The 14,090-nt window shown below is 39.3% G+C and carries 15 protein-coding genes; 2 read left to right on the top strand and 13 right to left on the bottom strand.

The features are described from left to right. The first annotated feature begins 97 nt into the window (after positions 1-97). Positions 98-565, top strand: coding sequence for an NUDIX hydrolase (locus ACPC57_RS03960; protein ID WP_217374157.1), 468 nt, complete (start codon positions 98-100; stop codon positions 563-565). A gap of 46 nt (positions 566-611) precedes the next feature. Continuing rightward, a complete protein-coding gene (locus ACPC57_RS03955) occupies positions 612-920 on the top strand; it encodes a DUF1827 family protein (protein WP_217374158.1) in 309 nt (102 codons plus the stop codon). Between the two features lie 62 nt (positions 921-982). Here ACPC57_RS03955 and ileS read toward each other — a convergent pair whose 3' ends face one another. The 13 genes from ileS to murD form a co-directional block, all read right to left on the bottom strand. Continuing rightward, on the bottom strand, positions 983-3,772 hold the full coding sequence (gene ileS / locus ACPC57_RS03950; RefSeq protein ID WP_434066366.1) for an isoleucine--tRNA ligase: 2,790 nt from the start codon (positions 3,770-3,772) through the stop codon (positions 983-985). Positions 3,773-3,782: 10 nt separating this feature from the next. Next, positions 3,783-3,938 carry a GNAT family N-acetyltransferase gene (locus ACPC57_RS03945; RefSeq protein ID WP_289648223.1) on the bottom strand — a complete coding sequence of 52 codons (156 nt, stop codon included), beginning with the start codon at positions 3,936-3,938 and terminating at the stop codon, positions 3,783-3,785. A 33-nt stretch (positions 3,939-3,971) separates the two neighbouring features. Next, positions 3,972-4,226: a hypothetical protein gene (locus tag ACPC57_RS03940; RefSeq protein WP_434066365.1), complete on the bottom strand. Its 255-nt coding sequence runs from the start codon at positions 4,224-4,226 to the stop codon at positions 3,972-3,974. A 226-nt stretch (positions 4,227-4,452) separates the two neighbouring features. After that, a complete protein-coding gene (locus ACPC57_RS03935; RefSeq protein WP_434066364.1) occupies positions 4,453-5,145 on the bottom strand; it encodes a DivIVA domain-containing protein in 693 nt (230 codons plus the stop codon). A gap of 8 nt (positions 5,146-5,153) precedes the next feature. Next, positions 5,154-5,945 carry an RNA-binding protein gene (locus ACPC57_RS03930; protein ID WP_277837688.1) on the bottom strand — a complete coding sequence of 264 codons (792 nt, stop codon included), beginning with the start codon at positions 5,943-5,945 and terminating at the stop codon, positions 5,154-5,156. Positions 5,946-5,947: 2 nt separating this feature from the next. After that, on the bottom strand, positions 5,948-6,211 hold the full coding sequence (locus tag ACPC57_RS03925; RefSeq protein WP_434066363.1) for a YggT family protein: 264 nt from the start codon (positions 6,209-6,211) through the stop codon (positions 5,948-5,950). 5 nt (positions 6,212-6,216) lie between these two features. After that, the gene (locus tag ACPC57_RS03920; RefSeq protein WP_434066362.1) at positions 6,217-6,783 is read right to left on the bottom strand and encodes a cell division protein SepF; all 567 of its coding nucleotides are present in this window, start codon (positions 6,781-6,783) and stop codon (positions 6,217-6,219) included. Between the two features lie 14 nt (positions 6,784-6,797). Continuing rightward, complete coding sequence (locus tag ACPC57_RS03915) at positions 6,798-7,472, bottom strand: YggS family pyridoxal phosphate-dependent enzyme (RefSeq protein WP_217374163.1); 675 nt, start codon at positions 7,470-7,472, stop codon at positions 6,798-6,800. A gap of 1 nt (position 7,473) precedes the next feature. Beyond that, a complete protein-coding gene (ftsZ, locus tag ACPC57_RS03910; RefSeq protein ID WP_217374164.1) occupies positions 7,474-8,709 on the bottom strand; it encodes a cell division protein FtsZ in 1,236 nt (411 codons plus the stop codon). Positions 8,710-8,732: 23 nt separating this feature from the next. Then, positions 8,733-10,109, bottom strand: coding sequence for a cell division protein FtsA (gene ftsA / locus ACPC57_RS03905; RefSeq protein ID WP_434066361.1), 1,377 nt, complete (start codon positions 10,107-10,109; stop codon positions 8,733-8,735). A 143-nt stretch (positions 10,110-10,252) separates the two neighbouring features. Beyond that, positions 10,253-11,275, bottom strand: coding sequence for a cell division protein FtsQ/DivIB (locus tag ACPC57_RS03900; protein ID WP_434066360.1), 1,023 nt, complete (start codon positions 11,273-11,275; stop codon positions 10,253-10,255). Between the two features lie 7 nt (positions 11,276-11,282). After that, positions 11,283-12,347 (bottom strand): UDP-N-acetylglucosamine--N-acetylmuramyl-(pentapeptide) pyrophosphoryl-undecaprenol N-acetylglucosamine transferase, encoded by a 1,065-nt coding sequence (locus ACPC57_RS03895; RefSeq protein ID WP_434066359.1) that lies wholly within the window; start codon positions 12,345-12,347, stop codon positions 11,283-11,285. A 3-nt stretch (positions 12,348-12,350) separates the two neighbouring features. Further along, the gene (gene murD, locus ACPC57_RS03890) at positions 12,351-13,703 is read right to left on the bottom strand and encodes a UDP-N-acetylmuramoyl-L-alanine--D-glutamate ligase (protein WP_434066358.1); all 1,353 of its coding nucleotides are present in this window, start codon (positions 13,701-13,703) and stop codon (positions 12,351-12,353) included. Positions 13,704-14,090: the final 387 nt, after the last annotated feature.

Below are 14,090 nucleotides of genomic sequence, written 5' to 3'. Positions count from 1 at the left end.
CAATCCATAAAATTCAAAAAATTCCAACAAATACTTAAAGAAAAATTTAGGTTAAAATGGTATAATAATAAAAAGCCCCTATTAAAAGGAGAATACCATGTCAAATGCAATTTTCGGTGAAAAAAAGAATGGTGTACACTACACCAATCGTTATGGAGTCTATGCTGTTATTCCTGATGAGAAATTAGAGAAAATTGTATTGGTTCAAGCTCCTAATGGAGCCTGGTTCCTCCCAGGTGGAGAGATTGAGGAAGAGGAAAATCACCTATCAGCCCTAGAAAGAGAATTAATTGAAGAATTAGGCTTTACCGCTGAAATTGGACAATATTTTGGTCAAGCCGATGAGTATTTTTATTCCAGCCATCGTGATACTCATTTTTACAACCCAGCTTATATCTATCAAGTTACCAGTTACAAACAAGTTGGGGCACCATTAGAAGACTTTAATCATATTGCTTGGTTTCCTATTGAAGAGGCTATTAACAAACTGAAACGTAGTAGCCACAAATGGGGAATTGAACAATGGCAAAAGCTAGAATTAGCTCAAAAAAGACTGGATAAATAAACCCAAGAGTGCTATAATGTAGCCAAAGAGACGGAGGAAGTTTCGCATGAAGATTATCAATACGACGAATAGTCATTCTCAATTAGTGCAAAATCAACTAGCCAATACCGATGCCTTCCTAGTAGAAACCTATTCTGCAGGAAACACCGATGTCCTTTTTACACAAGCTCCACGACATTACGAGCTCCTTATTAGTAATAAATACCGTGCCATCCAACCAGCAGAAGTCAACAAAATTCTCGATTATTTTCTACGTCGGAAAGTTGATGAACGGATAATAGATAAGTCTGCCATTCAAACGATTCATACTGACCGCCTAATTGAAATGTCAATCCCTATTATTACTGAAGATTAAGAAGCTCAAGGCTTCTTTTTTTTTGAAAAAAAGCCTATCCAAAAATAGATAGACTTTTATACTTATGCTTCAAAACCTTGAGCTACTGCTTCCGCAAAGTTTTCTTCTACTACGCTTGCACAGTGGTCACAGATTGTTGCACCATAGCTACGCTCTACAACACTAGTATCAATGCGACGGCAACGATCACAAACTTCACCAGTTGCACGAGCAATAGTAAAGGCAAGATCATCAACTTCTACCGCTGATGCAGGAGCAACTTCGGAGGTAACTGTCAAATCAGATACAATCAAAAGTTGAGCAAGGTCAGCATTTAAGCCTTCCAAGAATGACTTGGTTTCAGCTGAGACATAGGCTGTCAAATGCGCTTCAAGTGACTTACCAATCACTTTTGCATTACGCGCTTCTTCCAAGGCTTTTTGTGCCTGAGTACGGAAGACCATAACCTTCTCCCAGTCAGCCAACAACTGCGCATCATTCGCAAAGGTTTCCACCTCTGGCATTTCCGCCAATTGTACAAATTCTTCTGGTTCGTGTTCCAAATATGACCAGATTTCTTCTGCGGTATGTGGCAAGATTGGGGTCAAGAGCTTGGTAATTTTCACCAAGATGTCATAGAAAACAGTTTGCATCTGACGGCGAGACAAAGATTTCGCACCATCAATGTAGACCACGTCCTTAGCAAAATCCAAGTAGAAGGCTGACAAGTCAAGCGTGACAAAGTTTACCACAGACTTGTAGATGGTCATGAAATCATAGCTATCGTAGGCATCACGGATTTGTGCTACCAGTTTGTTGAATTTCACCAAGAGGTATTGGTCAACTGAACGAAGCTCGTCATAAGCTACCGCATCGCTTGCTGGATTGAAATCAGAGGTATTAGCAATCAAGAAGCGGAGGGTGTTACGAATTTTCCTGTAAGTCTCAGAAACTTGTCCAAGAATTTCCATTGATACACGGACATCATTTGACGTATCAACTGAAGTCACCCACAAACGCAAAATTTCTGCACCAAATTGTTTTTCAACATCACTTGGTAAAATCGTATTACCAAGGGATTTAGACATCTTCAAGCCTTTACCATCTAGGACAAATCCTTGTGATAATACTGCTTTATATGGCGCATGACCATTGACTGCTACAGAGGTGATTAAGGAAGAGTTAAACCAGCCACGGTATTGGTCAGATCCTTCAAGATAAAGGTCTGCTGGATAGGCAAGGTTTTCACGAGCGTTCATGACACCATTCCAAGATGAACCAGAATCAAACCATACGTCCATGATATCTGTTTCTTTTGTAAATTCGCCATTTGGTGAACCTGGATGAGTAAATCCAGCTGGAAGAAGGTCTTTAGCTTCTGATTTCCACCAGATGATTGAACCATGCTCTTCAAAGAGAGCAGCAACGTGGTCCGTCACTTCCTTAGACATGATTGCAGTACCATCTTCTGCATAGAAGATAGGAAGTGGCACACCCCAAGCCCGCTGACGTGAGATGACCCAGTCACCACGGTCACGGATCATATTGTAGAGACGTGTTTTACCCCAACCTGGAATGAAGTTTGTTGCTTCGATTTGATCTAAAATTTCTTGACGGAATTTAGAAACAGAAGCAAACCACTGTGGCACTGCACGCCAGATAATTGGTTTCTTGGTCCGCCAGTCAAATGGATAAGAGTGATTAATCACTTCACTAGCAAGAAGCAAGTCTCCTAGTTTTTCTTTTACAGTTGGAACAACCTTGTCATAGAATTGCCCTTCAAAATCAGGACCAGCATTTTCCATCATCAAGCCACGTTCGTTTACAGTTACGGCCACCTCTAAATTGTATTTGATTCCGACATTATAGTCATCTTCACCAAAACCAGGAGCCGTATGGACAATACCAGTACCTGAATCTGTCGTTACATGATCACCCAAGATGACCAATTCATCCACTTCAGTATCCCATGGGTGTTCTGTGACAATATATTCAAACTCAGCACCCTTGTGTTTTGAAATCACTTCGAAGGATTCCCAACCAAATTTGGCTGCCAAACTATCAACCAAGGCTTCTGCCAATACATACTTACGGTCAGAACCTTCTGGCTGAACAAGTACATAATCAATATCTGCACCCATTGTCAATCCACGTGAAGCTGTAACAGTAAATGGTGTAGTTGTCCAAACAACGATATAGCTATCTGAATCCAGCACCCCCTTGCCATCTTTGACCTTGTTAGCATAGTAAAGGGATGTTGAATCAATGTCATGGTATTCGATTTCTGCTTCAGCAAGGGCAGATTCAGATGACCATGACCAGTAGACAGGCTTAGCACCGCGGTAGATATAGCCCTTGTCTGCCATAGCACCGAAGACACGGATTTGAGCTGCTTCGTAGTCTTTCGTCAAGGTGATGTATGGATTTTCCCAATCAGCAGAGATACCCAGACGCTTGAAGTCATCACGTTGCTTATCTACCTGACTTAAGGCATAATCACGACACATTTCAAGGTATTCAACCAAGTCCATCTCTTTCCGTTTAACACCTTGTTTTGCCAAGACTTGCTCAATTGGAAGACCATGAGTATCCCAACCTGGTACGTAAGGAGCTCGGAAACCAGACATCGATTTAGAACGGACAATGATATCTTTAGAAACTTTATTTAAGGCATGCCCAACGTGGATATTTCCGTTTGCGTAGGGAGGACCATCGTGTAGGTGGAAGGACGGTTTTCCTTCATTCAGTTCTTGACGTCGCGCATACAAGTTTGCTTCATCCCAAGCTTTTTGCCATTCAGGTTCGCGTGTTGGCAAACCTGCGCGCATAGGAAAGGCTGTTTTACCCAAATTGAGGGTTTCTTTTAGTTTCATCATAACTCCTTTATTTAACAATTAATTCCATTTTTATTTCTTGACCATGTAAACCGACTGGCTGAAAGCCAAATTTTTCTAAGATGTACCGCATTTTATGATTACCGATCACATGATTTACGGTAACCTTATGGCACTGCTGATCATCCCTAGCTCGTTGTAACACTTGCCGAATGACCTCCTTGCCAAAGCCCTGATTTTATACTTCTTGATCAATGAGCAAGCGCCAGATATAATAACTGTTTTCCATGGGCTGATAGGACAACAAGAGAAATCCCACTGTTAGCTTTCCAGATTTAACAGCATATGGAAATAGGTCTTCACTATCTCGATACAGCCATGCCTGAGCTAATGAATATTCAACTGACGCCACTCTGCGCTGATCTTTAGGTGCCACTTCAAGATCTAGCACCTGATCAAAATTATCTTTGTTTACCAGTTCTAATCGTACCATAAAAAATAAAAAAACTCCCGCCAAATAAGGACGAAAGTTCGTGGTACCACCTTAGTTCAGATAGAGTTTCCCCTATCCCTCAAGCATTCGTAACGTGAACCGACGTCTTTCCCTACTTCTTTCAGGAAAAATCATGCAAAGGGATTATCGCAAGAAAGGGATTGTAGGGCTTCCACCGTCTCCTACTCGCTAAAAATATTTCTATTGATAGTGTCTTTGCTCTCAGTTATTTTTCATCAATTGACAAGGCAATTGTTTCATTTTCTTCAAATGCTGTTGCTTGACGTGTCAATTCTGCAATTTCTTCTTCAGAAAGTTGTAAGGTATAATCCAAGTGATTCTCTTCCACAGGTGCTTTTTCATCAAGCACTTTTACCAATACTTCTCTAAAGGCTTCATCGCTTGTTTGGATGTAAGATGCAGTTGGTCGTAAAATAACCTCCCACTCAGGTGAGTTTACCAATGACAACTGACTTTCGATTGTTGATTTCAAGCGCTGATGGAACACACGTGTTTTATTTTTCAACTCTTCTGTTTCAACCGCCACTTTTTTAGCACTATCAGTCGAAATACGAAGAATTTCATTTGCCTTATCTTTCGCTTCATGCAATAAGGTTGCCGCATCATAATCTGCTTGTTTAATGATATTTGCTGCTTGCTCCTCCGCAGCTTTTTTCACTTTTTCAGCAGTATCTTGAGCCAATAGAACGGATTTGCTTAACGATTCTTTCATTTCATCAAAATAAGCTAATCGCTCACGCAAACTCTTCAATTCCAGCTCTTGTTCGTGATTTTTACGAATTAACTCTTCATAATCACGCGTTACAATATCTAAAAAGTCATCAACTTCATTTGCATCATAACCTCGGAATTTTGTTCCGAAGGTTTTATCTTTTAATTCTAGTGATGTTAGTACCATAGTTCCTCCTAAGTTTTTACTATGTCTATCTTTAATTTTATCTTTCCTTGCTTAGAAAAACCTAAAAACTCATTTAATCGAATTCTACCGTATTTTCTCACACTAATCAATTGCCCAATTTCAACTGTCCGACTTGGTTGATCGGATTGGAGATAATCCAACTTTACATGCCCTGCTTCTATCAACTTATTCGCAGTAGAGCGTGAAAGATTAAAAGCAACCGCAACCAACTTATCCAGTCTCAAACTGGAAACAAGAACATCCTTTGAACGCCAGTCCTGTTGGTTCAATAATTGAACTGACAGCCACGAAATTTCTCGTACCTTGACAGGAACACGAGCAATTTTGGTGATAGACTGTTGAGCAATCTGTCCAAACTTTTCATCTAAAAACACCAAAAGCTGTTCTTCATTGACAATGATATCACCCAAGTATTCTCTTTTAATCCCCAATTGATTTAGAAAAGTTCCTAATACTTGAGAATGAGAAAGAGTATGAAACTTTCTTGAAAAAGATAAATCAAGAGCTGTTAGCCTAAAATCCTGAGTATCTATTTCATAGTAACTTGGAGCAATAATGACTCTCGAATGTTCAGTTGGCAAGAAGTCACGACTTGACAAAGTTTGTAATTGATAGTAATGCGCAATTTTAGATACAATATCATCTTGTCGGGGATGTAGAAAGTGCGTTAATCTATAGGAATATGTATCTTCAACTTGCTGACACATATCCATTATTTTCTCAACGAATTCCCTTTCTTCCTTGGCAAAATGTTGCATTATTTGTTTATCATTTTTCATGATTAAGCTAGCAAAAGCAGGATGCGAATCAGTATCCGTGTTCCAATGTTGAGTGCAATCATTGCAACCATAACTGTCCAATCCAAGCCCATGAACTGTAGATTGAGCCGTCTAAAGGGCTTTAACATAGGTGCCACAGCCCACTGAATCAAACGCCCCAATGGAGTCGCATAGAGATTGGGAAACCAGCTCAATAATGCATATGCCAATAAAAGATACGAATAAATTTCTACAATTTTTAAAATAAGAAAAATGAAAAATTGCATAAAATTTACCTCTTCATATCAAAATCAAATTGAGAATCTTGATTCGCACCGACATTTGTGTTACGGAGTTCCTCAATATGCACCGTTACATTTACAGGGGTTAACAGCCACATTGTATTTGAAACTTTCTTTAAATTTCCAGAAAGAACTGATCGTGCCCCATCCAAATAATCCAAACAACGGCGTGCCTGATGTTCAGACATGTATTGAAAATCAATTAAAATACTTGCATTATCCAACAAGAGATTAACCATTTCTGGTGCATCTTCATAACGTTTTGGAAACTTAATATCAATTGTTGATTTCAAATTACCTTGTTCGCTATGAGACATTAATTCTTGCTGACGATCATGTAAGCGTTGCAACCGCGACTCTGATCCACTGTTTGCATCCCCTCGTGATTCGCCACGACTTGGTCTTTCAACAGGTCTGCTGATTGGTTTTATTGTAGCAGCATGCATTGCTGGTCGTTTATTACCAGTAGAATTTGCTTGGTACTGTTCATCAACCTCGTTTGCATCTTCTACTTCAAAATAGTTAACTAAATTTTTAAATGTATCTTTAATTCCCATACCTACTTCATCCCCTATTCAGTAAAAAATGCAGAGCCTACACGGACAAAGGTTGCCCCATTTTGTATTGCCTGTACATAGTCACCGCTCATTCCCATACTTAATTCAGTAAATGGCATATGCGGTATGTTTCTCGCTGATAGTGTTTTCTGTATCTCATTCATTTTTGAGAAAATTTTGTTTAATTCTTCTGAATCAGCATCAAAAGGTGCCATTGTCATCAAACCAACAACTTCCACTTTCTCAAAAGGGATCAATTGAGGAATAACCTCCTCTAATTCATCAACAGAGAAGCCATGCTTACTTTGCTCACCTGAAATATTCAATTGTAAGAAGCATTTAATCGGTTTTTCTGCACGTTTATTGATTTCCTCAGCTAATTTGACTGAATCCAAAGCATGAAAGTAATCGACATAATTGATCACATCTTTCACTTTTCTTCTTTGAAGTGTACCAATCAGATGCCAAGTCAATTCTTGATCAGATAAGGCATGATACTTGTCTAAAAATTTATCAACACGATTTTCACCAATATGATGAATGCCTGTTTTAATCAATTCTCTAACAATAGAGCTGTCAACATATTTTGTGACAGCTATGACATTCACTGATTGACTAGGTCGATTTGCATTTTTCTCTGCTTGTTCAACAGTAGCAAACACATCATCTCTATTTTTTTGTAGATTCATTTTAACGATTTCTGAAAAATGGCGGTGTATCTAATTCGTCCTCATCCGCATCCATTGTAAATTTTTCAACGGAAACACCAGATTGTGGTTCTGCTTCTGTAGAACGGATTAAGTTTTCACGACGTAAATCCCATTCACCAAATGCTGATGCTTTTGGTGACTCAGGTTGAGTCACACCACGGCTAGCAGATGGCGTAGGATTAGTTGGTAAATCAAAATGCTGAGTGCGACGAGGTGCTACATGCTCTGATACACGTGAACGGCTAGCACGCTCTGTTGGTTCTTGACGAACACCAGTTGCAACCACAGTTACTCGGATTTCATCTTTCATTGACTCATCGATTGATGTTCCCAACCAAATATTGACACCTTGTCCAGCCGCTTGATTTACAATCTCTGAAGCTTCTTCGGCTTCTGTCAACGTCATATCGTAACCACCAGTTACGTTGACAATGACATCTTCAGCACCATCAATTGTTGTTTCAAGAAGTGGTGAATAAATCGCTTTACGAGCTGCTTCAACAACACGATCTTCACCCGTACCGATACCAATACCCATAAGAGCATTTCCTTTGTTTTCCATCACTGTCTTCACATCAGCGAAGTCCAAGTTGATCAAACCAGGATTCGTAATCAAATCGGTAATCCCTTGTACACCTTGACGGAGTACGTTGTCAGCCTCACTCAAGGCTTCCAACAATGGAGTTTTCTTATCAACAATTTCAAGCAAGTTGTTGTTTGAAATAATCAAGAGTGTATCTACTTGTTCACGAAGACCTTCAATTCCTTCAATCGCAAAGTTGCCACGCTTGTTTCCTTCAAATCCAAATGGACGTGTTACAACCGCAACTGTTAAAGCACCCAAATTTTTTGCAATGCGTGCAATCACTGGAGCTGCCCCTGTACCTGATCCACCGCCCATACCAGCAGTTATGAAGACCATATCAGCTCCTGAAAGAACATTGGTCAAAGCTTCTTCACTCTCTTCAGCTGCTTTGCGACCAACTTCAGGCTGACCACCAGCACCCAAACCACGAGTCAATTTAGGACCCAATTGGATAACTGTTTCTGCCTTTGAGCTACTCAATGCTTGTACGTCTGTGTTGGCTGCGATAAATTCAACACCAGCCACACCTTCTTCAATCATACGGTTGATGGCGTTACCACCACCACCGCCGACACCAATTACTTTAATGACAGCACCATGACTTGCTGCTGCTTCAAATGAAAATGCCATAGTTTTTATCACCTTTTCTATACTTATTCAAACATGCTACCAAACAAACCACGAAGACGATCTGTGAAATTGCTTCTTGTCGATGATTGTGTTTCATCATGCTCTTCTTCAAAATCATGAAGAGATCTTTCATTTTCCTCGTTGGTCTCAACAGGAATAGTCACCTCAGGTTGAATAGTTGGAACAACTCGAGGACGAGAAACAGTAAAATCAATAGGTTTTTGACGCAAATCAGCTTCACCATTTACTGCGCGCTGTGCAATCTTTTCAACTTCTTCTAAACCACCAACATATTCAACAAAACTAATCACGTTAGCAAAAGCAGGATTGCGGATACCAATTTGATTTGGAACAAAAAGTTTTGTATTAGCTCCCAATACTTCTTGGGCCAATTCTGCGATACCTGGTAAAATGGCACCGCCACCAACCAAGACAACACCGCCTGGCAAATCAAGAGCACGAGTACGTTCCAAATCCTGTCTTACTCGGTCAAAAATTTGACGAAGACGGGCTGAAATAACTTCTGATAAATAACGTTCTGTTACTTCAACAGGTGTGCTTTCTCCAATCACCTCAACAGTGAATTTTTCCTTATCACTTGCATTCTGCGGATATGCAATTCCGTAGTTGAATTTAAGGTTTTCTGCAATACTTTGTGACGTTGTCAATACCTTAGAAATATCCTTAGTGATGTAGTCTCCACCTTCTTGGTAAATATTCGTATAGTGCAACTCTTGATTTCTCATAACTGCTACAGTCGTTTGACCTCCACCAAGGTCAATCACAGTTGCACCAAATTCACGTTCTCCTTCATTTAAAACAGAGCGTGTAAGAGCAAGTGGTGAAATCACAATGTTCTCAACCTGAACACCTGCACGTTCAACTGTTTTTCGTAAGTTATGAAGAATGGTACGTGGTCCAGTATAAAGCATGCCACGCATTTCCAAACGAATCCCCATCATACCACGAGGATCTTTAATCCCTTGGAAACCATCTACAACGAACTCTTCTGGAATGAAGGAAATAACTTCGCGCTCAGGTGTCATACTCTTTGTTAAAGCAGACTTCACTACATTTTCAACATCTAAATCTGTAATTTCTTGAGAATCTGTTGTGACAGGAATCATCCCTTGGGTTGGTTCAATTTGCAATAGATTTGCTGGTAAACCAACATTTACTCTATCAATACGAATTCCTGATTTTTCTTCTGCTTGTTCTAGTGCTTTTTTTATCGCACCTGCCGCTACATCAATATTTACAATAATGCCATCCTTAACGCCAGCGCTTTTTACGCTACTAACTCCGATCACATTCATTTCATTATCTGTATATTCAGCCACCAAGACTTTAACGGAGCTTGTACCAATATCTAAACCCGTAAAAAAGCCGCTTTTTACCATTCTATCCGTCCTCTCTTACTTTCAACTTTAACAAACATAATTCCAATTTTCAAAAAAAAGTGCAATTAGTCATCTTTTATTATATCATATCTTCTAGAAAAAAAGTGTCTCGAATGGCTTTTTCTAAGAAAATTTCTAGATTTTTATTGACTAGTTTTGACATATCGATAGATTCCTACTTCCATATCTATGACAGACGGTTCGACAATATCCAACACAATTTTTGAATAGTATGGCAACTTGGTATCAATTTCACTTAAAGGAACCAAAATCGTATTGCCATCTGTCATGGTCAAAGTCAATAAATCCGCTGTAACTTTGCTTGGTGTTAAAGTGATTTCTTGAATCTTGGAAGTAATTGTTTCATCCACCTTGGCCAGTTGCTCCGCAAGTGATTTGATTGATGCCTTATCTGTCAATTTTACTAAAAGATAGGTTTCAGGAAGTTGATCTGCTGGGATTGCTTCGCTAGCTATTTCTCCACTGGAAAGAATCCGATAATATTGACTGTTTTCTTCCAGATAACCTATCAACTTATACTCTTTAACGTGAATAGTAAAGGCATTTGGAAAACGATAGGCTATGGTTGCTTCAGAAATCTCAGGACTCGCTTTTTTGATGTTCTCAGCATAATTTTTTGCATTCAATGCTATCGTAACAATATAATCCTGATTCGAAATCAAACTGAGCTGTTCCACTTCTTGGGCAGTTAACCGCTCATTCCCTTGTACGGAGATGATCTTGTCCTTACTAAATGGTGTGATAAAATACAGCGAGAGCAAAAACAGAACCAAACTACCCAGCAAAACTGGGATTGCTTTTAAAAGGGCCATTCTAGGAAGTGGATCCTTTTTCTTTAAAGCCACCGGCTCTTGTTCTAATGCATCATCCATTATTTCAGTTGGTGTTTCATTCGTTTTCTTGTTTTTTTCCCAGCGTTTTAGGAAGCCATCTTTTTTCTTTTCCGATTCATCTACAGGAACAAAAACTTCTTCATCTTGCTGATTTTGTTGCTCCAAATAAGCTTGATGCCGTGATTTCCATTGTTCAAAGAAGGCACTTTTTTCATCATCTGAGGCATCCATTGTCGGAACAGAGGATTCTAAATCAAGTGATGGCTCTGAATTCTTATTTTCTACCAACTCTTTCGGGTCTTTTTCATCCATACCTCATCTACCTTCCTATATCTTCCATTAACAAGCGATAAAAACTATCAACTGACTGTATTTCAGTAGATTGTTCCATATTTTGGATATAAAAGTCTTTGTTTTCTAGCAAAGCTTCCACCTCAGACAACAAGGTATCAACTGTAAATTGCTCCTCACTAATTTGTCGAGAGTAACCTTTTTTCTCCGCGTACAGAGCATTTTCAATCTGATCTCCACGACTTGCTTGACGGCCGAGTGGAACGATGAGATGCAATTTTTTCATTGCAATCAATTCAAATAGGGTATTGGAACCACCACGTGTCACCACGACATCCGCAAAATCCATCAAGGGTTGATAAAGCTCCGTAATATAATCTACACGATAGATATGTTTATCCAGTTGGTTGAGTCGTGCATCGCCAGTCAAGTTAATAATATTGAAACCTTCTGTCAATATCTTAGCATGCTGGCTGATTAAATTATTAAATACCTTAGCTCCACCAGAACCACCAATAAATAATAAAGTCGGTAATTGTTTGTCAAAATGGCTTAGGATTTCAGGTAATTGGATTGGGATAACCTTGTCTGTATGCTGCCCGACCTTGGTCACTGCCCCAACGTGTTTTACTTTTGCCAGTTCTGATGGTTGCTCAAAGGTACTATACATTGTCGTCGCAAACTTATAGGCAATTTTATTGGCTAGTCCCATCGACAAATCAGATTCGTGAATAAAGACCGGTACTCTTAACAAGTTTGCTGCGATTACTGGTGGTACAGAAACAAAACCACCTTTTGAAAATAGGGCTTGAGGACGAATTTTGGCAATAATCGCAATGGATTGAAGAATGCCAAACCCAACCTTGAATACATCCAACACATTTTGGAAAGAGAAATAACGACGCAGTTTCCCAGTAGCGATGGAATGAAATTGGACATCTAAGCCAGAATTTTTAATTTGCTCATACTCAATCCCATTTCGATCCCCAATATAATGCACTTCCCAACCATCTTTGATGAAACGAGGGATTAAAAGGAGATTGAGCGTCACGTGTCCAACTGTTCCTCCACCTGTAAAAACAATTTTTTTCATATTTTATTTACTTAACTCCTCATAGGTTTGTAGGAATACATCGCCACGTACCTCAAAATTAGGATACATATCCCAACTTGCATTTGCAGGGCTCAAAAGGACAACATCCCCTGGTTCAGCAACTTTAAAGGCCTTACGAGTAGCATCCGCAATCTCATCAGCCGAGATATAGTCAACACCAGCTTTTTCAGCAGCCCGTTGCACACGTGGTGCTGACTGACCTAAGATAACCATCTTCTTCAAGCCTACAAGATCTGGTACTAATTCATCAAATTCATTGCCACGATCCAAACCGCCCGCAATCAATACTACCTTTTGATTATCAAATCCTGAAAGAGCTTTTTGAGTCGCTAATATATTGGTAGACTTGCTATCGTTATAGAATGACACATTGTTTATTTTACCAACAAACTGTAGGCGGTGTTTCACACCACCAAATGCAGACAAACTCTCTTGAATCGCCTGATTCGTTACTCCCAAAATCTTGGCAACTGCAATGGTAGCCAAGGCATTTTCGATATTATGAGCTCCTGGGACACCCAGCTGATCTGCGTCCATGACATATTCACCCTTGAAGTACAATTTTCCATCAGCTAAATATGCACCATCCACCTCTTCCAAGGTTGAAAATGGCACAACATTGGCTTTGGTATGTAGAGCCAATTCTTTGATTTCAGCTTGATTGACGTTCAAGACAATGAAATCCTCTTCTGTCATTTGACGTTGAATCATCCATTTCGCAGCCACATAGTCTTCAAAAGTCCCATGGTAATCAATATGGCTTGCAATCAAATTTGTCAGTACTGCAATATGAGGTCTGAACGATTCTGTTCCCATTAGTTGAAAAGAAGACAACTCCATGACCAAAGTATCGTCCTTTGTTGCAGTCTGTGCCACAGATGAAGCGGGATAGCCAATATTCCCACATAATTTAGCAGGTTTGTGTCCAGCATTTAAGACTTCAGCAATCATAGTGGTTGTAGTTGTTTTTCCATTAGAGCCAGTAATGCCGACAATTGGAGCCTCTGAAATCAAATAAGCCAATTCAATCTCAGTCCACACAGGAATTCCTTTTTGCAAAGCCTTTTCAACCATCGGATTATCATAGCGAATACCTGGATTTTTCACAACAAGCGCAAAATCTTCATCCAGTAAATCCAAGGGATGACTTCCACAAATGACACGAATCCCTTCTTCTAACAATGATTGTGCCGTCGGATTTTCATCAAATGGTTTTCCATCATTCACTGTCACAATCGCACCCAATTTATCCAATAAACGAGCAGCTGATTCACCAGATTTTGCCAATCCCAAAACTAATACTTTTTTATTTTTAAACTCTTCAATCATTTTCATATACTTTACCTTTGACTTTCTAACACTCTATTTTACCTTGAAATAGCACCATTTTCAAGACATAGGGGTAGAAAGTCTATGTCAATTAGGTAACAACCCGTCACCAAATAGTAACCTTTACGAAATTTGATAAAATCAAAAAAGAGGGAGTGACCTTCCCTCTTTACATAGATGATTTTTATTTCAATCGGCTCTATAATTTCTGTAGTGGATAAATCCACCATTGAAATTATGGAGCCTTTTTGAGTATATACAAAGAGTCCCATATGACCTATAATGAAAAGTGCTCAAACTATCATTTTAGAAAGACTCATATGGAACAACTAAATCTTATCACAAATTTTCTCAGAATTAAAGACAAAAATATCACTATCACTGATGAATATG

Origin of the sequence: Streptococcus sp. VTCC 12886, from assembly GCF_049893425.1 — a bacterium.
Taxonomy (GTDB): Bacteria; Bacillota; Bacilli; order Lactobacillales; family Streptococcaceae; genus Streptococcus; species Streptococcus suis_AA.
Note: the sequence above shows the minus strand (reverse complement) of the source record. Positions and strands in the feature narration are given on the sequence as shown.